The sequence below is a fragment of the Bradyrhizobium sp. Rc3b genome (assembly GCF_900114915.1).
GTDB lineage: Bacteria > Pseudomonadota > Alphaproteobacteria > Rhizobiales > Xanthobacteraceae > Bradyrhizobium.
On sequence record NZ_FOUS01000008.1, the window covers coordinates 299,792 to 323,164 of the forward strand.

Below are 23,373 nucleotides of genomic sequence, written 5' to 3' on the forward strand. Positions count from 1 at the left end.
GTCACAAAGCTCAGCGCGGTTCGTCCGGCTTATATGACCTCGCCGCGCTCCGCAGCAGCGGCACAATAGTCGTGCCAGAACCGGCGGTACCCCTCCTCGACCCTGCGCGTGTAAATCTTGACATTGCCGGCGGGCGAAGCTGCAATCCGGGCCGGCAGGCCCGCGCGCAACTTCGCCAGATAGTCGGGCTGCGACGCGAATTTGCGGGCGATCTCGACATAGCCGTCGTCATCCTCGGCGACCCAGTCGTTAAGCCCGACCGCCGCCACGATGGCGCCGCCGGCGCGCGACGAGGCGCCGTGACCGAGCTTGGCCACGACAGGAACGCCCGCATAAAGGGATTCCCAGGTGCTCACGCCGCCATTTTGCGGGAACGTATCGAGCGAAATATCGACTCGCGCGAAGGCCCGCAGATGTTCCTCGCGCGCTGACGAGCCCAGGCAGGTGATGTTCTGTTCGGGGATGCCCTGGTTCACGAGCCGCGCAAGAAGGCCGTCGCGCAGCATGGGATCGTCAAGCAGCGTATGTTTGATGATGATCCTGGATCCGGGCACCTCGCGCATCACCTTCGACCACACGCGGATGGCCTCATCCGAGATCTTGGAGATGCGATTGAAAACGCCAAAGGTCACATGGCCGTTGCGGAGCATGGGAAGCTCCGAAGCAGGCACATCCAGGATGGGATCGATCGTGATCAGGCAAGGTAGATCGCAGACCTTTTCAGCCAGTAGACCACGGACCGATTCCGGAATGAAGATCGGATCGGCGAGCACGTAGTCCATGGTCTGAAGGCCGGTGCCCGTGGCATGTCCGAAGCCCGTGACCTGGATCGGAGCGGGCTTGCGGGCGAAGACCGGGAGCCTGTTGCCAGTCGTATGCCCTGACACGTCGATCAGGATATCGATCTTGTCAGCCTCGATACGATCGGCCAGTTCGTCGTCCGAAAGCTGCCAGGCGTCGACCCAGACGTCCGCCAGCGACTTGAACTTGGCGGTCATCTCATCTCGTACCGGCGAGCACGAATAGCAGACGATCTCGAACTTGGCGTGATCATGGTGGCGCAGCACCGGTAACAGGCCGAACGCCGCCGAGTGGTACCAGAACTCGGCCGCGACATACCCGACCACGATCCGCCTGTCAGGATCGAGTTGCCGGGGTGCGTGCGTCTTCTGCGCCAATCTGGCGCCGATCGCATCCCCCCAGGATTTGCGCGCCGCTTGCTGGATCGCGAAATCGGCGTCGGAGAGAAAGTCCAGAAAATAGATCTTCCGCGCGAGCAGGTCCGGCTGGTCCGGCGCGATTGCGAGCGCGGCGTCGAGATGTTCGATTGCGGCTGCGATTTCGCCCTGGTTGGCAAAACAGGAGCTCAGCAGCGCCAATGCGATCGCCGAGCGCGGATTTTCTTCGAGCAAAGCCGTGCAGGCCAGGATCGCCTGCGCGGTATTACCCATGCTCAACGCGACTTCCGCCTTCCCCCGCAACGCAACTTCGAGCTTCGGTGAAAGCGCAAGGGCTGCGTCAAAATCCGCCGCCGCCTGTTCCAGCCGCGACAGCGCAAGATTGAGCCGTCCGCGGTGCGCCAGGAGCTTCGCCGAACCTGGCCTGATCGCGAACGCCGCTGCGAGCGCGGCTTCCGCCTCGTCGTAATGTTTGAGCTCGATCCCGACCACGCCCTTGCCGATAAGGGCTTCGGCGTGACGCGGCTGAAACAACAGAGCGCGCTCGAAACTCTGCCTGGCGCGGTCAAATCGGCCCAGCGCCAGCTCGGCGAGGCCACGATTGCAGAGCGCATCGGCATTGTCGGGCTTCAGGACGATGGCGCGGTCGTACAGCTCGATGGCCTGTTCGGGCAGGTTCATCTGAAGCAAGCTATTGCCAAGGCCGGCCAAGGCCGGCGCAAAGTTCGGCTTCAGCGCGATCGCCTTTTCCTGACAGGCGCGAGCGGCGTCAAATTTCTGAAGGGCCAGATGCACTGCCGCGAGATTGTTGTGGGCCTCGTGCGAGCGTGGCTCGATCGCGATTGCGCGCTCCAGCAGCTGCTGCGCCTCCTGCAGGCGCCCGCTTTGTTGCACGCTCAAGCCGAGCAAATGCGTAGCGTCGAAATGATCCGGAACGGCTTGCACGATCTGGCGGCAAAGCGCCTCGCTCTCCGCATATCTACCCTGGCTATAGGCGCTCGCCGCTGCGGAGATGATACCGTCGGCCTGCTTCTTCAATTTCTTCTGCAACCGCGCATTCTGGAATGCGCGCGCGCCGGCGCTGCTCTGCAAGATGTCTCTCCGGGAGATGGTGCTCGGCGAGTCTAGCTGATTCGCGCAGTTAGCCTGCCGGTCGGCGAGACCGGAAATTACCCGGGATATCCCGGGCCCGCGCTGGACTGTCCTGGCTCAGGAACCGCTGGGCGCGCCCGCCTCGCCGGCGACGGCGTTGCCTCACCCCGCAGCGGCGGCACAATGGTCGCGCCAGAACTGACGATAACCCGCTTCGAGCTCACGCGTGTAGATCTCGACATTGCCGGCTGGCGAAGCTGCGATCCGAGCCGGTAGGCCCGCGCGCAATTTCGCCAGATGCTCGGGCTGCGAGGCAAATTTGCGGGCGATCTCGACATAGCCGTCGTCATCCTCGGCGACCCAGTCGTTAAGCCCGACCGCCGCCACGATGGCGCCGCCGGCGCGCGATGAGGCGCCATGACCGAGCTTGGCCACGACAGGAACGCCCGCATAGAGGGATTCCCAAGTGCTGATGCCGCCATTCTGCGGGAATGGATCGAGCGAAATATCGACTTGCGCGAAGGTCCGCAGATGATCCGCCCGCCCTGACGAGCCCAGGCAGGTGATGTTCTGTTCGGGGATGCCCTGGTTCACGAGTCGCGCAAACAGGCCGTCGCGGATCATGGGATCGTCAAGCAGCGTATGTTTGAAGATGATCTTCGATCCGATCACCTCGTGCATCACGCTCGACCACACCCGGATCGCCTCGTCCGAGATCTTGTTGACACGGTTGAACACGCCGAAGGTCACATGGCCGTTGCGGAGCATGGGAAGGTCCAACGGCGGCACATCCAGGATCGGATCGATGGTGTTGAGGCACGGCAGGTCAAACACCTTTTCGGCCAGCAGATGCCGTGCCGATTGCGGAATGAAGACGGGGTCCGCGAGCACATAGTCCATGGTCTGCATGCCCGTGCCCGTCGCGTGTCCAAATCCGGTGGCCTGGATCGGAGCCGGCTTCCGCGCGAAGACCTGCAGCCTGTTGCCGGTCGTGTGGCCCGAAACGTCGATCAGAATGTCGACATCGTCGGCCTGGATGCGATCGGCGAGCTCGTCGTCCGAGAGCTGCCACGCATCGACCCAGACGTCCGCCAGCGACTTGAATTTGGCGGTCATCTCGTCTCGTGACGGCGAGCACGAATAGCAGATGATCTTGAAGTTGGTGTGATCATGATGGCGCAGCACCGGCAGCAAAGTCAGCCCCGCCGAGTGCTGTCGGAATTCGGTAGCGACATAGCCGACCACAATCAGCTTGTCCGGATCGAGCGGCCGCTTCGGCAGCGTCCGCCGCGGTATCCTGGAGCCGATGACGTCCCACCAATCCCGTCGCACCGCCTGCTGGAGCGCGAAATCGGCCTCGGCACGGAAGTCCTGCAAGAAGATCTTTCCCCGGATCGCATCTTCATAGTCCGGCCGGATCGCCAGGGCGCGATCGAGATATTCGATCGCGGCGTCCATGTCTCCCTGGTTCGAATGAGCAAAGCCCATCAGCGCCAGCCCTGTCTCCGAGCGCGGATTTCGCTCGATCAAGGCCGCAGCGGCCGCCATCGCCTGCGCTGTCTTTCCCATCACGAGGCAAGCCTGTGCCTTGCCTCGGAGAGCCAGCTCGAGCTTGGGCGAAATCGCAAGCGCCGCCTCGAAATCGGCGACCGCCGGTTCCATGCGCTGCAGCTCGTAATTGAGCCGCCCGCGTTGCGCCAATATCTTCGCCGAACCGGGCCTGATCGCGAGCGCCGCTGCGAGAGCAGCTTCCGCATCATCGTAATGCTTGAGCTCGAGGCCGACCACCGCCTTGCCGACGAGCGCCTCGACATGGCGCGGCTGAAACAACAGCGCACGCTCGAAGCTTTGTATGGCAGGGGCAAACCGGCCCAGCGCCAGCTCGGCCAGACCACGATTGCAGAGCGCATCGGTATAATCGGGCTTCAGCTTGATGGCGCGATCGTACATTTCGATCGCCGGTTCGGGCAGGTTCATCTGAAGCAAGGTATTGCCGAGGCCTACCAGAGCCGGCAGAAAATTCGGCTTCAGCGCGATCGCCTTCTCCTGACATGCACGGGCGGCCTCGAATTTCTGAAGGGCCAAGTGCACAGCCGCGAGATTGTTATGGGCCTCGTGCGAACGCGGATCAATCGCGATCGCGCGCTCGAGCAATTGTTGCGCCTCCTCCAGGCGCCCGCCGTGTTGCGCGCTCAGGCCGAGCAGATGCGTCGCGTCGAAATGATCCGGAATGGCTTGCAGGATCTGACGGCAGAGCGCCTCGGTCTCCGCATATCTGCCCTGGCCATAGGCGCTTGCCGCGGCAGCGATGATGGCGTCGACCTGCTTCTTCAATTTCTTCTGCAACCGCGCATTCTGGAATGCGCGCGCGCCAGCGCTGCTCTGCAAGATGTCTCTCCGGAAGATGGCCCGCGGCGAGTCTAACTGATTCGCGTTCCGGGCCGGCCGGTCGGCCGGAGCCGAAATCCCTCCGGGCGTTCCGGGGCGTGTTGCAGGATCCGGCTCAGGAACCGCCGGATGCGTCTGCCCCGCTTACCGCAGCGTCGCCGCTTTCCGCGGCTGCGGCACAATAGTCGCGCCAGAACTGACGGTAACCAGCTTCGAGCTCACGCGTATAGATCTCGACATTGCCGGCGGGCGAGGCTGCGATCTGAGCCGGCAAGCCCGCGCGCAACTTCACCAGATGCTCGGGCTGCGACGCATATTTGCGGGCGATCTCGACATAGCCGTCGTCATCCTCGGCGACCCAGTCGCCGAGACCGACGGCGGCCACGATGGAGGCGCCGGCACGCGAAGAAGCTCCAATGCCGAGCTTGGCGACGACGGGAACGCCCTTGTAGAGGGATTCCCAGGTGCTGATGCCGCCATTCTGCGGGAACGTGTCGAGCGAAATATCGATCTTGTCAAAGGCCATCAGGTGATCGTCGCGCGAGGTGGTGCCGAGGCACGTGATGTCCTCCTCGGCAATGCCCTGCGCGATGAAGCGTGCGATCAGGCTATCGCGCAGCAAGGCATCATCGAGCAAACCATGCTTGAGGATGATCTTTGATCCCGGCACCTCCCGCATGATGCGCGACCACACACGGATCGCATCATCCGAGATCTTGTAGATGCGGTTGAACACGCCGAAGGTGACGTAGCCATTGCGGAGCATTGGCAGCTCGGAAGGCTGCAGATTGGTGACCGGCTCCATCGTGATCAGGCACGGCAGATCGTAGATCTTTTCCGGAAACAAATGTCGAGCCGATGGCGGAATGAAAATGGGATCCGCGAGCACGTAGTCCATGGTCTGCATGCCCGTGCCCGTCGCGTGTCCGAAGCCGGTTGCCTGGATCGGAGCCGGCTTCCGCGCGAAGCATTGCAGCCGGTTGCCGGTCGTGTGGCCCGAAACGTCGATCAGGATGTCGACATTGTCGGCCTGAATGCGATCGGCGAGTTCGTCGTCCGACATCTGCCAAGCGTCGACCCAGACGTCCGCCATTTGCTTGAACATAGCGGTGTACTCGTCCGCTCCCGGCCAGGAGTAGTAGCAGATGATCTTGAACTTGGCGTGATCATGATGGCGCAACACCGGCAGCAAGGTGAGCCCTGCCGAGTGTTGCCGGAATTCGGCCGCGACATATCCGACCACGATCTGCTTGTCCGGATCCAGCGGCCGCTTCGGCAGCGTCCTTTGCGGAATCTTCGAGCCGATCGCATCCCACCATGACTTTCGTACAGCCTGCTGGACCGCGAAATCGGCATCCGCGAGGTAGTCCAGCAGGAAGATCTTGCCTCTGATCGCGTCTCCATAGTCCGGCCGGAGCGCCAGCGCACGATCGAGATATTCGATCGCAGCGTCCATCTCTCCTTGGTTTGAATAAGCAAAGCCCATCAGCGCCAACCCCATCTCGGAGCGCGGGTTGCGCTCGATCAAGGTCGCCGCCGCCGCCATCGCCTGCGCGGTCTTTCCCATGACCAGGCAGACCTGCGCCTTGCCCCGAAGGGCCAGTTCGAGCTTGGGCGAAATCGCAAGCGCCGCATCGAAATCCGCCAGCGCCTCGTGGAGGCGCTGCAACTCGTAACTGAGCCGCCCGCGCTGGGCCAGGATCCTCGGCGCGCCGGGCTTGATCGCAAGCGCCGTGGCTAACTTGGCTGCCGCCTCCTCGTGGTGCCGCAGCTCCATGCTGACCATGCCGCTGCCGACGATGGCCTCGGCGTGACGCGGCTGAAACAGCAGGGCGCGATCGAAGCTCTCCTTGGCGCGCATGATCTGCCCAAGCACGAGTTCGACCATGCCGCGATTGCAGAGCGCATCGGCATAATCCGGTCTGACCTTGATGGCGCGCTCGTGCATTTCGAGCGCCTGCTCGTACAGCCCCATATGCATCAGCGTGTTGCCGAGATTGGTCAGCGCCACCGCGAAATTCGGCTTCAGCGCGATCGCCCTCTCCTGGCAGCGCCGCGCGTCCTCGTAATTGCCGAGGTCGAAATGCACGGTCGCGAGGTTGTTATGGGCATCGTGCAGGCGCGGATCGAGCGCAATCACGCGCTCCAGCAGCTGCTGCGCCTCCTCGAAGCGCCGACCGTCATGGGCGCACATGCCGAGCAGGTGCAGGGCGTCGACATGATCCGGAAGGGCTTTCAGGATTTCGCGGCACAGCGCCTCGGTCTCGGCATATCGGCCCTGGCCATAGGCGTTCGCCGCAGCGGCGATGACGGCATCGGCCTGCTTCATCAATTTTTTCTGCAATCGCGCATTCTGGAATGCGCGCGCGCCGCCGCCGCTGTTCTGCAAGGTGTCTCTCCGGAGGATGCCCTGAGGCGAGTCTAACTGATTCGCAGCCACGGCCGGCCGGTCACCCGGCCGGCAGCGACTCCGGGATTTCCCGGGGGGCAACGCAAGGTCGGGCTACGCCACCTCGCCGCGTTCCGAGGCCGCGGCACAATGATCGTGCCAGAACCGGCGATAGGCCGCTTCGACCTCACGCGTGTAAAGTTCGACGTTGCCGGCAGGCGAGGCTGCGATCCGAGCCGGCAGTTCCGCCCGCAATTTCGCCAGATGAGCGGGCTGTGCCGCATATTTGCACGCGATCGCGGCGTAGCCGTCGTCATCCTCGGCGACCCAGTCGCCGAGGCCGACGGCCGCCACGATGGAGCCGCCGGCGCGTGCCGAAGAGCCATTGCCGAGCTTGGCGACGACCGGAACGCCCGCATAGAGCGATTCCCAGGTGCTGATGCCGCCATTTTGCGGGAAGGTGTCGAGGGAGATGTCGACTTGCGCAAAGGCCAGCAGATGCTCGTGGCGCGTGGTCGAGCCCAGGCAGGTGATATTGTCTTCGGCAATGCCCTGGGCCACGAACCGCGCGATCAGGCCGTCGCGCAGCAAGGCATCGTCGAGCAGCCCGTGCTTGATGATGATCTTCGACCCCCTCACCTCACGCATCACTTTCGACCACACCCGGATCGCATCATCCGAGATCTTGTAGATGCGGTTGAACACGCCGAAGGTCACATGGCCGTTCCGGAGCATGGGAAGCTCCGAGGGCGGCACGTCCAGGATGGGATCGATCGTGATCAGGCAGGGCAGATCATGGACTTTTTCGGCCAGCAAATGGCGCGCCGATTGTGGAATGAAGATGGGATCGGCGAGCACGTAATCCATGGTCTGAAGGCCGGTGCCCGTGGCGTGTCCGAAACCCGTGACCTGGATCGGGGCCGGCTTGCGGGCAAAGACAGGCAGCCTGTTGCCGGCCGTATGCCCGGATACGTCGATCAGGATGTCGATCTTGTCCGACTGGATGCGGTCAGCCAGCTCGTCGTCCGAAAGCTGCGCGGCATCGACCCAGACGTCCGCGAGAGGCTTGAATCTCTCGGTAATCTCGTCCTGCAGCGGCCAGCAGGAATAGCAGACGATCTCGAACCTCGTGTGATCGTGTTGGCGCAGCACCGGCAACAGCGCGAACGCGGCCGAGTGGTTCCTGAATTCCGACGCGACATAGCCGACGACGATCCGCCTGTCCGGATCGAGCTGCCGGGGCGGCAGTGTCCGTTGCGGAAGTCTGGCGCCGATCGCATCCCACCAGGATTTTCGCGCCGCCTGCTGGACCGCGAAATCGGCCTCGGGCAGATAATCCAGGATGAAGATCTTGCGTGCGATCGCATCCGCATAGTCAGGTGATATCTCGAGCGCCGCGTCGAGGTGCTCGAGCGCCGTCGCGACGTCTCCCTGGTTCGCGTAGCAGGCCCCGAGAAGCACGATTGCATAATCGGACCGCGGATTGTCCTCGAGCAGGGTCTTGACGGCCGCAATCGCCTGCGTCGTGTTTCCCAAGAGAAGATTGACCTGCGCCTTGCCACGCAGCGCGAGCTCGAGCCGCGGCGATTGCGCCAGCGCCGCATCGAAGTCCGCCGCCGCCTGCTCCAGCCGATGCAGATCGAAGTTGAGTCGTCCGCGCTGGGCCAGAATCCTCGGTGAACCCGGCTTGATCGCCAAGCCTGCCGCGAGGGCGGCTTCCGCCTCCTCGTAATGCCGGAGCTCGATGCACACCATGCCCTTGCCGGCGATCGCTTCCGCATGACGCGGCTGAAGCGACAGGGCGCGATCGAAACTCTCCTTGGCGCGCTCGGACCGGCCGATCATCAGCTCCGCCATGCCGCGGTTGCAAAATGCATCGGCGTAGTCGGGCCGCAGCCCGATAGCGCGTTCGTGCAGCCTGATCGCCTGTTCGCCGAGGCCGACGTTCAGGAGCGTATTGCCGAGATTGGTGAGGGTGATCGGACAATTCGGCTTCAGTGCAATGGCCTTCTCCTGGCATGCGCGGGCGTCCTGGAATTTCTGGAGATCGAAATACACAGCGCCGAGATTTCCATGGGCATCGGGCGAGCGCGGATCGAGCGCAATCGCGCGCTCGAACAGCTGTTGCGCCTCCTCCAGCCGCCCGCCTTCATAGGCGCAAAGGCCAAGCAGGTGCGTGGCATGGAAATGATCCGGAACCTCCTCCACAATGCCGCGGCAGAGCGTCTCGGCCTCGGCAAATCTGCCCTGCCGGAGCGCCTCGACCGCGAGCGACATGACGGCGTCCGCCTGCTTCCTCAACTTCTTTTGCAATCGCGCATTCTGGAATGCGCGCGCGCCGACACTGCTCTGCAAGGTCTCTCTCCGGAAGTTGGTCCGGAACGAGGCACAGCTGATTCGGATGGTGCCAGGCTGGCGGCCCGGTCAGACCGGCGCGGTCGCCGGATGGCAGGTGCTCAGCGCAGGATCTGGCTCAGGAACAGTTTGGTGCGGGCGTGCTGGGGCGCCGCAAAGAATTCGTTCGGCGTGTTGGCCTCGATGATCTGGCCGGCATCCATGAAGACCACGCGGTTGGCAACCTCGCGGGCAAAGCCCATTTCATGGGTGACGACCAGCATGGTCATGCCCTCCTCGGCGAGGTCCACCATGGTGTCCAGCACCTCCTTGACCATCTCGGGGTCGAGCGCCGAGGTCGGCTCGTCGAACAGCATGACCTTCGGGTTCATCGTCAGGGCCCGCGCGATCGCGACGCGCTGCTGCTGGCCGCCGGACATCTGTCCCGGAAACTTGTTGGCCTGATGCGGGATCTTGACCCGCTCCAGGAACTTCATCGCGTTGATCTCGGCGTCCTTCTTCGGGATGTTGCGCACCCAGATTGGCGCCAGCGTGCAGTTCTCCAGCACGGTCAGATGCGGGAACAGGTTGAAGCTCTGGAACACCATGCCGACCTCGCGGCGCACCGCGTCGATGTGCTTGAGGTTGGGCCCGAGCGCGATGCCGTCGACGACGATCTCGCCCTCCTGGAATTCCTCCAGCGCGTTGATGCAGCGGATCAGGGTCGACTTGCCGGAGCCCGACGGCCCGCAGATCACGATGCGCTCGCCCTTCTCGACCGCAAGGTCGATGTCGCGCAGCACGTGAAAGTCGCCGTACCATTTGTTGAGGCCGGAAATCTTGACGATGGGGTCGGACATGGTGACCTCGATCAGTTGCGACGGTGGGCGTTGAGGCGGTGCTCGACGAACAGCGAGTAGCGCGACATTCCAAAGCAGAAGATGAAGTAGATGATCCCGGCGAAGGCGAAGCCGGTGAACGCGGTCGAAGGCGTCGACCATTTCGGGTCCGAGAACGAGGCCCTGAGCGAGCCCAACAGGTCGAACAGCGCCACGATCGAGACCAGCGATGTGTCCTTGAACAGCGAGATGAAGCTGTTGACGAGGTTCGGAATGACGTGACGCAGCGCCTGCGGCAGCACGATCAGCGAGGTCGTCTTCCACCAGGACAGCCCCAGGGCCGCGGCCGCCTCGCCCTGCCCGCGCGGAATCGCTGCGAGCCCGCCGCGGACGTTCTCGGCCTGGTAGGCGCCCGTGAACAGCGCGATGCCGATCAGCGCGCGGACGAGACCGTCGACGGTGAAATTGCCGGGCAGGAACAGGGGCAGCATGTAGGTGGCGAAGAACAGCACCGTGATCAGCGGCACGCCGCGCCAGAACTCGATGAAGGCGATCGAGAAGATCCGGATCAGCGGAATGGTGGAGCGGCGGCCGAGCGCCAGCGCGATGCCGATCGGCAGCGAGGTGACGATGCCGGTGACGGAGACCACCAGCGTCACCAGGAGGCCGCCCCACAAATTCGTCGTCACGACCGGCAGTCCACCGCGATCGAGACCCATCAGCTTGATCACCGCGGCGATGGCGACGAAGGCAGCAATGCTCGAGGCCAGAGCGCGCCAACCCGTGCGCAAGCCGCCGCCGAGGCCGAAGGCGATCAACGACACGACTACGGTCGTGACGGCAAAATCGGCCCAGACCGACTGACCCGCTCCCTGGATCTGATCGCGCAACCAGGTCAGCGGAAGGATCAGCCAGGAGATCGCCGTGCCGAACAGCACGATGAAATTCCCGACCGCCCACAACAGCGGCGCAACGGCGGACGTCTTGCTGAAACCGAGCACGGCCTGCCCGGCGCCGATGATGCTCTCGTCGAACAATTCCAGCAGGCCGGCGGTCCAACTGAGGCCAAAGCCCTTGATGCCGCCACCGTGCAGCAGAAAGAACGCGACCACTGGAAATGCGAAGAAGAACAGACTGGCGTTGAGCCCCTTTGCCGGCAGACGCGGCACGAGCAGTGGCACGAGCAGGACCGCCGCAAGGACAAACGCGAGGTTGACCCGCCAGCGCTCGGCCTCGGGATAAAAACCGTAGATCAATTGCGGCAGCTTGGCCTGGATGTAGGGCCAGCAGGCGCCGACCGCAAAGCCGGCGTTCTCCGCGAGGCACGCCGTGCGGTCCTTGCCGCTCCAGACCGCATCGACCATCAAGAACCTGACCGAGGGAACGATGGTGAACCACAGCAGCAGGGCGCCGACGATCGTGAGCAGGATGTTGGTGGGCGAGTTGAACAGGCGCGTGCGCATCAGCCCGACAAAGCCCGTGGTCTTCATCGGTGCGGGACGCTCGGTGAGCAGGTCGCGGCGGACGAAGCTGCTCGAGGCGATATCGCTCATGCGCCCAGACTCCGGCTGACGCGCCACCCGTAGACGCTCATGATCGCGCTGGTGAGCAGCGAGATCAGGAGATAGATGCCCATGGTCATCGCGATGATCTCGATCGCCTGCCCGGTCTGGCTCAGCGACGTGCCGGCGAACACCGAGACGAGGTCGGGATAGCCGATCGCGACCGCCAGCGACGAGTTCTTGGTGAGATTAAGGTACTGATTGGTCAGCGGCGGCACGATGACCCGCATGGCCTGCGGCACCACGATCAGCCGCAGCGTGTTGCCGCGGCTGAGGCCGAGCGAGGCCCCCGCCTCCATCTGCCCCTTGTGGACGGACAAGATTCCGGCGCGCACAATCTCGGCGATGAAGGCGGCGGTATAGGTCGACAGCGCCAGCGTCAGCGCCACGAACTCCGGGATGATCCGCGATCCGCCGGCAAAATTGAATCCCTTCAGCTGCGGGAGCTCGAAGGTGAAGGGCAGACCGAACACCAACATCGTGGCAAGCGGCAGCCCGAACAGCAGGCCCAGCACGGTGGGCCAGATCCGGATCATCCGCCCTTCCTGAAACAGCGCGCGCCGCGCATAGAAGCGCAAGGCCAGTGACGCGGCGATACCGAGCGCCAGCATCGCCAGGAATGGCATCAGGCCGCTCCCGCCGATCGGGCTAGGAATGACGAGGCCGCGATTGCTGATGAAGGCAACGCCGAGCAGCGAGATGCTCTGCCGAGGATTGGGCAAGGCAGCCAGCACCGCGAGGTACCAGAACAGGATCTGGAACAGCAGCGGCAGGTTGCGGATGATCTCGACATAGATCTCGCCGACGCGCGACAACAGCCAATTGGGCGACAGCCGGCACAGCGCGACGATGAAGCCGATCAAGGTGGCGAAGACGATGCCCACCACCGAGACCACGAGCGTGTTCAAGAGCCCGACCACGAACACGCGCAGGAACGTGTCCGAACCGGTATAGGAGATCAGGGTCTGGTTGACGTCGAAGCCGGCATTATTCCTGAGGAAGCCGAAACCGGCGGCGATGTGCTGGTTTTCGAGATTGGCGCGGGCATTGGAGACGATCTCATAGCCGATCCAGCCCAGGATCGCCGCGAAGGCAAACTGGACGGCAATGCCGTTCCAGCCTGCCTTGCCACCCAGAACGCGCCTGATCTTCAGCGCGATCTGGGGTGGCGGTTTTCGGGCCTCGGTGCTCATGCCGCTGCCAGCGGATCAGGATGATCAGCGGATCGGCGGCGCGTACTGAAGACCGCCCTTGTTCCAGAGATTGTTGAGGCCGCGATTGATAGCGAGCGGCGAGCCCGCGCCGACATTGCGATCGAACACCTCGCCGTAATTGCCGACCGCCTTCACGATCCGCACCACCCAGTCCTTGGTCAGGCCGAGTTGTTCGCCGAAATTGCCGTCGGTGCCGAGGACGCGCTTCAACTCGGGATTTTCCAGCTTCGCTTTCTCGTCGACGTTCTTCGAGCTCACGCCAAGCTCTTCAGCGGTGACCATCGCGAACAGCGTCCACTTCACGATGTCGAACCACTGATCGTCGCCGTGGCGCACCATGGGGCCGAGCGGCTCCTTCGAGATGATCTCGGGAAGCACCATGTGGTCGTTGGGATTGGCAAGCTTCAGGCGATTGGCGTACAGGCCCGACTGGTCGGTGGTGAAGACGTCGCAGCGTCCGGCCTCATAGGCCTTGACCGTTTCGTCGTTGGTGCCGAACGCGATCACCTCGTACTTCATGTTATTGGCTTTGAAGTAGTCGGCCAGATTCTGCTCGGTGGTAGTGCCGGTCTGCACGCAGACCGAGGCGCTGTTGAGCTCGAGCGCCGAATTCACCTTGAGCGACTTCTTCACCATGAAGCCCTGCCCGTCATAATAGGTCACGCCGGTAAAATTGGCGCCGAGCGAGGTATCACGCGAGATGGTCCAGGTGGTGTTGCGCGAGAGCACGTCGATTTCGCCGGATTGCAGCGCGGTGAAACGGTCCTTGGCGGACAGCGGCACGTACTTGACCTTGGTCGCATCGTTGAAGATCGCCCCGGCGATCGCCTTGCAGACGTCGACGTCGAGGCCGGTCCAGTTGCCCTTGTCGTCGGGCGAGGAGAAGCCCGGCAGGCCCTGACTGACGCCGCAGGACAGCATGCCCCGGTCCTTGACCGTCTTGAGCGTTTGCGCGTCGGCGGCTTGGGCGGAGAGGCCGGCGGCGAGAGCAAGGGTGAGAGCCAGGGTTACGCGTTTCATGGGCTTTGGGCCTTTCAAAGTCGTCTCAAGGAACGTTGTCTCAGGATCATCGCTGCCAGGGCCAGGCGTATCAAGGCCAGCCCTGCAAGAGTCATGCTGGAAAACCTTGCCGAACACCCGCCGATCCCGGGAGGCCATACCTTAATCCCCGCCGCAGGCGCCCGCCGATATGGCTGTGGCGCAAGGTCCGGTCAGACGATGGATCGAAGGTCGCGGCAGGCCCCTCAACATGCGGCGACTGAATAGCACCTGCGCATCACAGAACGACTGGCGTGCCGGGTCAAGGGGTTGACGGGACTCTTCTGTGTTCTGTTATTAACGACAGCGGCCTTTCGGCCAGCCCGTCAGGCGCCAAGCCCGAGCGGAAACGCGGTTTTGAAAGCAGACGCATGGATTCCTCGCACCCCCAAGAGCAGCAGGCCGAGACCCGGCTGGTCACCTCCGGCCGCGACACCAAGGCGCAGAAGGGGTTCGTCAATCCGCCGGTCTTTCACGGCTCGACCGTGCTCTACCCGACCGCCGAGGACCTGCACGCCCATCGCGGCGAGTTCACCTATGGCCGTCATGGTTCCCCCACCACCAAGGCGTTCCAGGAGACGCTGATGGCGCTGGAGGGACCGCAATGCGCCGGCGTCGGCATCGTGCCGTCGGGGCTGTCGGCGATCTCGACCACCCTGCTCTCGGTGCTCAAGGCCGGAGACCATCTCCTGGTCTGCGACAACGTCTATCGGCCCTCGCGCAATTTCTGCAACGGCATGCTCACCCGCTTTGGCGTCGAGACCAGCTATTTCGATCCGATGATCGGCGCCGGCATCGACAAGCTGTTCAAGCCCAACACCCGGGCCGTGCTGGTGGAGGCGCCAGGCTCGCAGTCGTTCGAGATGCCGGACATTCGCGCCATCGCCGAGGTCGCGCATGGGCGCGGCGCGCTCGTCATCGACGACAACACCTGGGCAACGCCGCTTTATCACCGCTCGCTCGAACAGGGCGTCGACATCAGCATGCAGGCCGCCACCAAATATATCGGCGGCCATTCCGACATCATGTTCGGCACCATCTCGGCCAATGCCAAGGCCTGGCCGATGGTCACTGAAGGCATCCGCCTGCTCGGCGTCTGTGCCGGGCCCGACGATGTCTTCCTGGCGCTACGCGGCCTGCGCACGCTGTCGGTGCGGCTGGCGCAGCATCACCGTTCCGGGCTCGACATGGCGCGCTGGCTGGCTAGCCGGCCCGAGGTCGCGCGCGTGCTGCATCCCGGCTTGGAGACCGATCCCGGTCACGCGATCTGGAAGCGTGACTTCACTGGCGCCTCGGGCCTGTTCAGCATCGTGCTGAAGCCGGCCCCGCAGAAAGCGGTCGACACCATGCTGAACACGCTCAAGCTGTTCGGCATGGGTTTTTCGTGGGGCGGCTTCGAGAGCCTTGCGATTCCCTTCGACTGCGATGCCTATCGCACCGCGACCAAGTGGTCGCCGGGCGGCCCGACGCTGCGTCTCCACATCGGTCTGGAGAGCGTCGACGACCTCAAGGCCGATCTCGACCGCGGCTTCGCTGCCCTCAAAGCGGCAATGTGAGCCTGCTCACAAGGCATCTCGACTGCGGACGCTCAACGCGCCGCGGGAACGTGCAGTTGGCGTAAACGTTAACGTCGACGCGCCAACAAAAGGTTTGAACCTCAAGCATTTGGCGCTAGCCTCACCAATCGACTCCAATCCGGACACGGAGCATGGGAACGTTGGTTCTGCTCGATCTGATGGGCGGCGTTGCGCTGTTGCTGTGGGGCCTGCATATGGTCCACAGCGGGATCTTGCGCGCCTTCGGTCCCGACCTCAGGCGCCTGCTCGGCAAGGCGCTGAGCAACCGCGCCAGCGCTTTCGCCGCCGGCCTTGGCCTCACCGCGCTGCTCCAGAGCAGCACCGCGACCGCCCTGATCACGAGCTCGTTCGCAGCCGAGGGGCTCGTCAGCCTCGCCGCGGCGCTCGCCATCATGCTCGGGGCCAATGTCGGCACGACGCTGATCGTGCAGGTGCTGTCGTTCAACATCGCAGCCGTTGCGCCGGTCCTGTTCGTGCTCGGCCTCGTCGCCTTCCGCTCCGGCCCGCGATCGCGGATCAAGGACATCGGCCGCGTCTGCATCGGCCTCGGCCTGATGCTGCTCTCGCTGCACATCCTGCTCGACACGCTGGCGCCGGCTGAGAACGCACCGGGCGTCCGCATCGTGATGTCGGCCATCACGGGCGATCCCATATTGTGCATCGTCATCGCCGCCCTCGTCACCTGGGCCGTGCATTCAAGCGTCGCCAGCGTGCTGCTGATCATGTCGCTGGCCTATTCGCAGTTCATCACGCCCGACGCGGCGCTGGCGCTGGTGCTCGGGGCCAATCTCGGCAGTGCCATCAATCCCGTGTTCGAGGGCGCCAGGCGTGACGACCCCGCGAGCTACCGCCTGCCGGTCGGGAATCTCGTCAACCGCGTGATCGGGATTGCCCTCGTCCTGCCCTTCCTCGGCGCGATCGCCGAGCACATGCACGCCTGGCAGCCCGATCTCGCCAGGATGACGGCGGCTTTCCACATCGCCTTCAATGTCGGCACCGCCGTCGTCTTCATCGGCCTGCTCGACACCATGTCGCGCCTACTCACCCGCCTCCTGCCGGATCGCGTGCAGGAGGCCGACCCAGCCCGGCCGCGCTATCTCGACGAGACCGCGCTGGAAACGCCGTCGCTGGCGCTCGCCGACGCCGCTCGCGAGACCTTGCGGATGGGCGATCTCGTCGAGGTCATGCTGCGGAAGGTGATGGCGGCGATGATGACCGGCGACCGTGCGCTGGTCGACCAGGTCTCCAAGATGGACAATTTCGTCGACGGTCTCGACGAGGCCATCAAGCTCTACGTGACCAAGCTGATGCGGGGCAGCCTCGACGAGAGCGAAGGACGGCGTGCGATGGAGATCATCTCCTTCGCCATCAACCTCGAACATATCGGCGACATCATCGACAAGAGCCTGAGCGAGCTCGCCACCAAGAAGATCAAGCGTCGCTTCCAGTTCTCGGCGGAAGGCGCCGATGAACTCGCCGCCTTCCACAAGCGCACGATGGACTCGCTGCGGATCGCCTTCGGGGTCTTCATGTCCGGTGATGCCAACGAGGCGCGCAAGCTGCTGGTGGAGAAAACCGCGCTGCGCAACACCGAGCTCGCCGCGGTCGAGCGACATCTCGACCGCCTGCGCGAGGGCCGCCCCGAAACCATCGAAACGACGTCGCTGCATCTGGACGTGCTGCGCGACCTCAGGCGCATCCACTCGCATATCTGCTCGGTCGCCTATCCCGTGCTCGACGCGGCCGGCGTGCCCTATCGCAGGACGGAGGCGGAGACAGCGGCCCTGCCAACCTCAGGCGCGGCCTCGGCCTTGCCGCACTAAAACCTGGGCTCAGCGATCGAGCGTCTTCGAGGCGCGGCCGCGGTTCTTGATGATCAGCATGATGTTGCGGATATAGATGATGGTCGCGAGCGATTGTCCGAGGATGATCACCGGCTCGCGCTTCACGACGCCGTAGACCAGCGTCATCAGTCCGCCGCCCATCGAGCAGAACCAGAACGCCATCGGCACCACGCTGTTGCCTGCGCGCTCGCTCGCGATCCACTGCACCAGGAAGCGCGCGGTGAAGAACAGCTGCGCGACGAGGCCGAATGCCAGCCAGAAATCGAACTTGGCGACGAAGACGTCGTAGAGATAATTGCTCAGCGCCTGACCGTATTGAATGATCATGCGTTCACCTCAGTCACATCTGGTGTCGGCTTCTTGCGGCGGATCAGCCACCATACGCCGGCGAGATCCATGATGCCGATCCACAGCCGGTCGAAGAAGCCGTAGTTGGACACGCCGGAATGGCGCGGCCGGTCGATCACGTCGACATAGGCGATGTCGTAGCCTTCGCGGCGGACCAGCGCCGGCAGGAAGCGATGCAGCCCGTCGAAATAGGGCATCATCAGGAAGACCTCGCGGCGGAATGCCTTGAGCCCGCAGCCGGTATCCCGCGTGCCGTCCTTCAAGATGGCGTTGCGGACGCCGTTCGCTATGCGCGACTGGAATTTCTTGAAGCCGGTATCCTTGCGTCCGACACGCTGCCCCGCAGCGAGGCCGACGCGCCCTGTGCCCTTCTCGACCGCCGAGATCAGGTCGGGCAGGAAGGCTGGATTGTTCTGGCCGTCGCCATCGAGGGTCGCCACGATCGCTCCGCGCGCCGCGCGCACGCCGCTGCGCACGGCCGCGGACTGGCCGCCTGATCTGGCGTGGCGCAGTTGGCGCAGATTGCTCCGCTGCGCCATGATCGCCGCGAGCCGTTCGCCGGTCGCATCGGTCGAGCCGTCGTTGACGTAGATGATCTCATAGGCCCAGCGGCCATCGAGCGCCGCGCCGATCTCCGCGATCAGCGGCGCGATGTTGTCGGCTTCGTTGCGCACGGGAACGACGATGGAAACCGAGGGCTGGGACGTCGACAAAGGCGGCTCGTGGTTGGAAGTGGGCCTGGGACCCCTGGGAACCGGCGGTCCCGGCAGGCAGCCGCTTTTATGGGGCGGATGCCCCGCGGGCAACCCTTTTGAGATGGCCCGAGACCGCCCCCGGAAGAGGCACAATGGTGCCATCCGCGCGGATGGCAAAACCCAGCCGCCTGGCCGCGAACCAATAGCGGACCGCCATGGCGCCGACCGTGCCGACCAGGGCGCCGGCAACGACGTCGCTCGGGTGATGCGCGACCAGCACCAGCCGCGTCAACAGGATCACGATTGCGTAAGTGAACATGAACACGCGCAGGCGCGGCCACAATGCCGACACGGCAAACGCCAGCGCGAACGCCGCCACGGCATGGCCCGAAGGCAGACTGGCGTAGGCCCCCGTGCCCTCGAACGGCACGAAGTTGAAGGGATTGGCTTTGCCGCCGACAAACGGACGTCCGCGGCCGATGACATATTTCAGGACCTCGGCAACGAACGCCGACACGGCAATCGACAGAAACACAAATTGCAGCCGTGTGCCGAGACCGAGGAGCAGCGCGCGGCTTGTGCCGTGAAGCCCGGCCGCAACGAGCGCCAACACCACCAGCAAGCCCCCGAGCACCGAGAGCAGGTACTCGTCCTTGCCGAAATCGGTGAGGATGCGGATCGGCCACAGGCTTGGCGTGCCGCGCGCCGGCATCAGCTGGATCTCGGTCTGGTCGAACGCGAGCATCAGCGCGATGACGAGAGCCGCGCCCGTCGCACTGAGCCACAGCGAATGCCGCGCCAGCTTTCGCGCGGCCTCTGCGCGGCGCGAATGCGAGGGCGTGCGGACGAGCTGCGCCAGCGCGCTCCGGGACACGGCGAGCAATTGCGCGGGATAGCCCGGACGGGGCGCGGGGCTGGTCGTAACAGGCATCCTATTCGGTGCCTTCCGAGCGGAAGATCGAGATCGAGATCGCGCGCCCTTGCGAGAAATTGTAGCCGTCGATGCGGGTGCCAACCTTGTAGCGCAGCCCGATCGCCTCGGCGCGCTGCACGAAGCTCCGCTCCGAACGCTGCTCGATCAGCGCAAAGCGGCAGCTGCCCTGCCTCAGGAAGTCGGCCGCGCCCGACCCGTCGGTGAGCAGGGTCTGGGTGCCCGTCAGGAAGACGAGGCTCGGCTCGTGATAGCCGGCCGCCGCCGCCTTCGGCCCGACGCAGGTGACGTTACGCAAGGCGCGCGCGATCTCGATGCTCGGAAACAGCGGCGTCAGCGACGGCAGCACGATGCCATACACCACCACCGCCAGCATCAAGGCCGCAACCAGCGCGTTGAGCAGCGAGCGCTCGGCGCGGTTGTTGTCGTAGAGCCACCAGGCGAACAGGCCGAAAATCAGCGATGCCGCGATAAACGGCCAAGCCACAAAAGCGGGCTGCCGCGTCAGCATCACGGCGCCGACCACCGCGATGATCGAGGTGGCCGCGGGGATCGCGAACCACCAGGCCGAACCGCGCATCAGCCAGGAGCGCGACAGCACGCGCCGCTCCACCGCACCGGCGGTGAGGATGGCGATCGCCGGGTACAGCGGCAGCACGTAATGCGGCAGCTTGGTCAGCACCGCCTCGAACACGATCCAGGACGGGATCAGCCAGGCCAGCAGAAACTGCGCGCCGGGCTCACGCCGCGCCCGCCACACCGCGGGTGCCGCCATCGCCGCGAGCGGTGCGCCCGGCCAGAACGTGATCCAGAACAGCGCCAGGTAAAGTCCAGGCGGCGCACCATGGGATTCCTGGGCGCCGATCTTGCTCAGCATGTCGCCGCCGACGGAATCGGCAAAGAAGGCATCGCCCGCGCGCCAGAAGATCGCGACGAACCAGGGCAGCACCAGCACCAGCATCCACATCAGGCCCCAGACCGGGCGCAGCTTCCACAGCCAGGAGGCATCGCGGTCCTGGATCGCGAGCGCGGCTATGGTCAGCCCTGCGAACATCAGGATCAGCGGGCCCTTGATCAGGATGCCCACCGCAAGCGCGGTCCAGAAGATCGCGGGCCAGCTCCAGGGCGGATGCGTCTCGTCCTCGGCGCGCTGCCAGGACAGATAGGCCCGCGCCATCGCACCCATCGCGGCGGTCACGCAGAACAGCAGCATCGCGTCGGTCTTGGCGAGCCGCGCCTCGACGCCGAGCAGCACCGAAGCGCACATCATCAGCGCCGCCAGCACCGCGGCACGCCGCGTGACGAAGCCGAGCGCGGCCCAATAGGTCATGAGCACGGCGCCGATCGCTCCGAACAGGGACGGCAGCCGGTAGACCCAGATCCGCAATTCGGCCTTCGGCAGCTTGAGCATCGAGGCGGCTTCGACCGTCGCCGATTGCAACCAATAGATGCCGACCGGCTTCTTGTAGCGGACGTCCTCCTGAAAGCGGATATCGACATAGTCGCCGCTCTCGACCATCTGCTTGGTGGCCTGGGCGAACCGCGCCTCGTCGCGATCGATCGGCGGGATCGTGAAGAAGCCCGGCAGGAACAACAGCAGAGCGCACACGAGCAGGAAGGCAACGGCGCGGGCATGGCTGGCCGTGGCGACATCGAGCATGCGCACGAGCCCGCTGCCCGGATTTGCAGGCGATTTTGGCTCGCGGGGCGCTCCAAAACGGGGAGTTGGGTAGGTCTCGGCCATTGGTTCCGCTTACGCTGAAACCGCCATCGCCACAACCGCTTAAGGCAGGGTCATTGAATTCGAATGACGACTGTGTCCGCGGCGCCCGTGGCGTCGATCACGGTGAGCCGAGCAAAGCCCGGACCGGGCGGATCGATCAGGCGCTGGCGACGTCCGTCGATCTCGCCGAGCGCCGTACCGTTAACCATGACGGTCATGGGAAGCACGCCGCCCGCGACCTTGACCGGCATCGCGCCGCTCTCCTGCCCCCCGGAGCGATCGACGTCGATCCGCGAGCCGTTCAGCGGAAACTGGATATGCAGCGCCTGCTCGCGGCCGGTCCGCACCAGTTCCCCCACCGGCCGGAACCGCTTCAGCGGCAACGGCAGCTTGGCGTTGCTGGCAACCAGGGTTCCCCTTGGCGGCTTCGGCAATGCGGTCAGCGTCTTGCCGCTGCGGGCGAAGGCATCGAACAGGATCGGTGCTGCGGCGACGCGCCCGATCAGGCCGGGAACCGGCGCACCGTCGGGCCGGCCGACCCAGACCCCGATGGTCATCCGGCCGTCGAACCCGACCGACCAGGCGTCGCGATAGCCGTACGAGGTGCCGGTCTTGAAGGCGATGCGGTTGTGGGCGGCGTTCTCCGGCGGCGGCGTTCCCAGCAGCACGTTGCCGACCTGCCAGGCCGCGACCTGATCCAGCAGCCGGAGTGGCTCGCGGTCGTCCTTGTCAGCGATCACCTCGCGCAGCGGCTTGGTGGTGCCGAGGCGGGCAAAGCCCGTATAGAGCTGGGCGAGATCCTGCAGCGTCACGCCGACGCCTCCGAGCCCCATGGCAAGCCCCGGCGCTTCGTCCTTGGGCAGGACCAGATTGCCGCCGGCCTGCCGCAGTCGCGACGCCAGCCGGCTCGAGCCGACACGGTCGAGCAGCACGATCGCGGGCACGTTCAGCGAGAGTTGCAGCGCCTTCCTCACGGGCACCGTGCCCTGGAAGGTCATGTCGAAATTTTCCGGCGCGTAGGAGCCGAAGCGGACCGGCCGATCGTCGATCAGGCTCTCCGGATGGACGAAACCGTCCTCGAAGGCGAGCCCGTAGATGAAGGGTTTCAGCGTCGAGCCCGGCGAGCGGATCGCACGGGTCATGTCGACCTGCCCTGCCCGGCTCTCGTCGAAATAATCGGCCGAACCGACGCGTGCCAGCACGTCGCCGCTCTCATTGTCGACCACGATGATGCCGACCGAGATGTTCGGCCCGAGCGCAATGGCGCGGTCGCGCGCCAGCGGCTCCAGCACCTTCTGCAGGTTCGCATCCAGCGTCAGCTTGATGACCGGCTTATCCTTGAGCGTCGACAGCGCGGTATCGGACGCATGCGGGGCCAGGATCGGCATCGGCTTGCGCAGTTTTGGCACGGGCACGGCCTTGGCCTGCCTTGCGTCGTCTGCGCTGACCACATGCTCCTCGACCATGCGATCGAGCACGCGGTCGCGCGCCTTGCGCGCGGCCTCGGGATGGCGGTCGAGGCGGCGCGTCTCCGGTGACTGCGGCAGCGCGACCAGCAGCGCGGCTTCGGCCAGCGACAACCGCTTCGGCTCCTTGCCGAGATAGCCGATCGAGGCGGCGCGGATGCCCTCGAGATTGCCGCCATAAGGCGCCAGCGCGAGATAGAGGTCGAGGATCTGCTCCTTGCTCATGCTGCGCTCGATCTCGATCGCGCGCACCATCTGCCGCAGCTTGGCGTAAAGCGAGCGCTGCCGCCGCGGCTCCATCAGCCGCGCCAGCTGCATGCTGATGGTCGAGCCGCCAGAGACGATGTGGCCGCGCGTCGCAATCTGCAACGCGGCGCGTCCGAGTGCGAGCGGGTCGAGCCCGTTGTGGGCGTAGAAGCGCTGGTCCTCATAGGCGATCAGCAGCTTGAGATAGGTCGGGTCGACGCTGGATTTGGCATCGACCGGCAACCGCCAGCGGCCGTCGGCCATGGCGTAGGCGCGCAGCAGCTTGCCGTTGCGGTCGACGATGGTGGTGGAGACGTGCCGTGCCTCGTCGAGCGGGAGAGGTCCGAGCGAGTAGACCCAGCCGACGAAGCCGACGATGGCCAGGATGAAAGAGAGTGCGAGGGCGGAGAGGATACGAAGGCCGCGGCCCCTTGCTGCGTCATGGCCGGGCTTGTCCAGGCCATCCACGTTCTTGCCCGCTGCGCCACAGTTCGTGGATGCCCGGGACA

General features: G+C 64.7%; 15 protein-coding genes. 2 read left to right on the plus strand and 13 right to left on the minus strand.

Going from position 1 to position 23,373, the window contains the following annotated elements; translation table 11 throughout:
* Window positions 1-29: 29 nt before the first annotated feature.
* The 8 genes from BM190_RS20685 to BM190_RS20720 all read right to left on the minus strand — a co-directional run bounded on the left by BM190_RS20685 (window position 30) and on the right by BM190_RS20720 (window position 14,016).
* Window positions 30-2,270: an O-linked N-acetylglucosamine transferase, SPINDLY family protein gene (locus BM190_RS20685; protein WP_177237183.1), complete on the minus strand. Its 2,241-nt coding sequence runs from the start codon at window positions 2,268-2,270 to the stop codon at window positions 30-32.
* 162 nt (window positions 2,271-2,432) lie between these two features.
* Window positions 2,433-4,658 carry an O-linked N-acetylglucosamine transferase, SPINDLY family protein gene (locus tag BM190_RS20690; RefSeq protein WP_177237184.1) on the minus strand — a complete coding sequence of 742 codons (2,226 nt, stop codon included), beginning with the start codon at window positions 4,656-4,658 and terminating at the stop codon, window positions 2,433-2,435.
* 115 nt (window positions 4,659-4,773) lie between these two features.
* Window positions 4,774-7,047, minus strand: a complete 2,274-nt coding sequence (locus tag BM190_RS20695) for an O-linked N-acetylglucosamine transferase, SPINDLY family protein (protein WP_177237185.1) — start codon at window positions 7,045-7,047, stop codon at window positions 4,774-4,776.
* Between the two features lie 114 nt (window positions 7,048-7,161).
* Entirely contained in the window at window positions 7,162-9,402 is a 2,241-nt protein-coding gene (locus BM190_RS20700) for an O-linked N-acetylglucosamine transferase, SPINDLY family protein (protein WP_177237186.1), read from the minus strand.
* 101 nt (window positions 9,403-9,503) lie between these two features.
* Window positions 9,504-10,241 (minus strand): amino acid ABC transporter ATP-binding protein, encoded by a 738-nt coding sequence (locus tag BM190_RS20705; protein ID WP_018323160.1) that lies wholly within the window; start codon window positions 10,239-10,241, stop codon window positions 9,504-9,506.
* Between the two features lie 11 nt (window positions 10,242-10,252).
* A complete protein-coding gene (locus BM190_RS20710) occupies window positions 10,253-11,773 on the minus strand; it encodes an amino acid ABC transporter permease (protein ID WP_092258651.1) in 1,521 nt (506 codons plus the stop codon).
* Window positions 11,770-12,975 carry an amino acid ABC transporter permease gene (locus BM190_RS20715; protein ID WP_092258341.1) on the minus strand — a complete coding sequence of 402 codons (1,206 nt, stop codon included), beginning with the start codon at window positions 12,973-12,975 and terminating at the stop codon, window positions 11,770-11,772. Before BM190_RS20715 ends, BM190_RS20710 begins: the two co-directional genes overlap by 4 nt.
* Window positions 12,976-12,999: 24 nt before the next feature.
* On the minus strand, window positions 13,000-14,016 hold the full coding sequence (locus BM190_RS20720; protein WP_028144715.1) for an amino acid ABC transporter substrate-binding protein: 1,017 nt from the start codon (window positions 14,014-14,016) through the stop codon (window positions 13,000-13,002).
* Window positions 14,017-14,405: 389 nt separating this feature from the next.
* Between BM190_RS20720 and metC the strand changes: the two genes are divergently transcribed.
* On the plus strand, window positions 14,406-15,590 hold the full coding sequence (metC, locus tag BM190_RS20725) for a cystathionine beta-lyase (protein ID WP_092258344.1): 1,185 nt from the start codon (window positions 14,406-14,408) through the stop codon (window positions 15,588-15,590).
* A 152-nt stretch (window positions 15,591-15,742) separates the two neighbouring features.
* Complete coding sequence (locus tag BM190_RS20730; protein ID WP_092258347.1) at window positions 15,743-17,434, plus strand: Na/Pi cotransporter family protein; 1,692 nt, start codon at window positions 15,743-15,745, stop codon at window positions 17,432-17,434.
* Between the two features lie 9 nt (window positions 17,435-17,443).
* On the opposite strand, the gene BM190_RS20735 is transcribed toward BM190_RS20730, so the two are convergent.
* The 5 genes from BM190_RS20735 to pbpC all read right to left on the minus strand — a co-directional run bounded on the left by BM190_RS20735 (window position 17,444) and on the right by pbpC (window position 23,332).
* Window positions 17,444-17,782 carry a lipid-A-disaccharide synthase N-terminal domain-containing protein gene (locus tag BM190_RS20735; protein ID WP_018323154.1) on the minus strand — a complete coding sequence of 113 codons (339 nt, stop codon included), beginning with the start codon at window positions 17,780-17,782 and terminating at the stop codon, window positions 17,444-17,446.
* Window positions 17,779-18,516 carry a glycosyltransferase family 2 protein gene (locus BM190_RS20740; protein WP_092258350.1) on the minus strand — a complete coding sequence of 246 codons (738 nt, stop codon included), beginning with the start codon at window positions 18,514-18,516 and terminating at the stop codon, window positions 17,779-17,781. Before BM190_RS20740 ends, BM190_RS20735 begins: the two co-directional genes overlap by 4 nt.
* 67 nt (window positions 18,517-18,583) lie before the next feature.
* On the minus strand, window positions 18,584-19,429 hold the full coding sequence (locus BM190_RS20745; RefSeq protein WP_092258353.1) for a phosphatase PAP2 family protein: 846 nt from the start codon (window positions 19,427-19,429) through the stop codon (window positions 18,584-18,586).
* Window position 19,430: 1 nt separating this feature from the next.
* The gene (locus BM190_RS20750; RefSeq protein ID WP_092258356.1) at window positions 19,431-21,173 is read right to left on the minus strand and encodes an ArnT family glycosyltransferase; all 1,743 of its coding nucleotides are present in this window, start codon (window positions 21,171-21,173) and stop codon (window positions 19,431-19,433) included.
* A 50-nt stretch (window positions 21,174-21,223) separates the two neighbouring features.
* The gene (pbpC, locus tag BM190_RS20755; protein ID WP_092258359.1) at window positions 21,224-23,332 is read right to left on the minus strand and encodes a penicillin-binding protein 1C; all 2,109 of its coding nucleotides are present in this window, start codon (window positions 23,330-23,332) and stop codon (window positions 21,224-21,226) included.
* Between the last annotated feature and the right edge of the window lie 41 nt (window positions 23,333-23,373).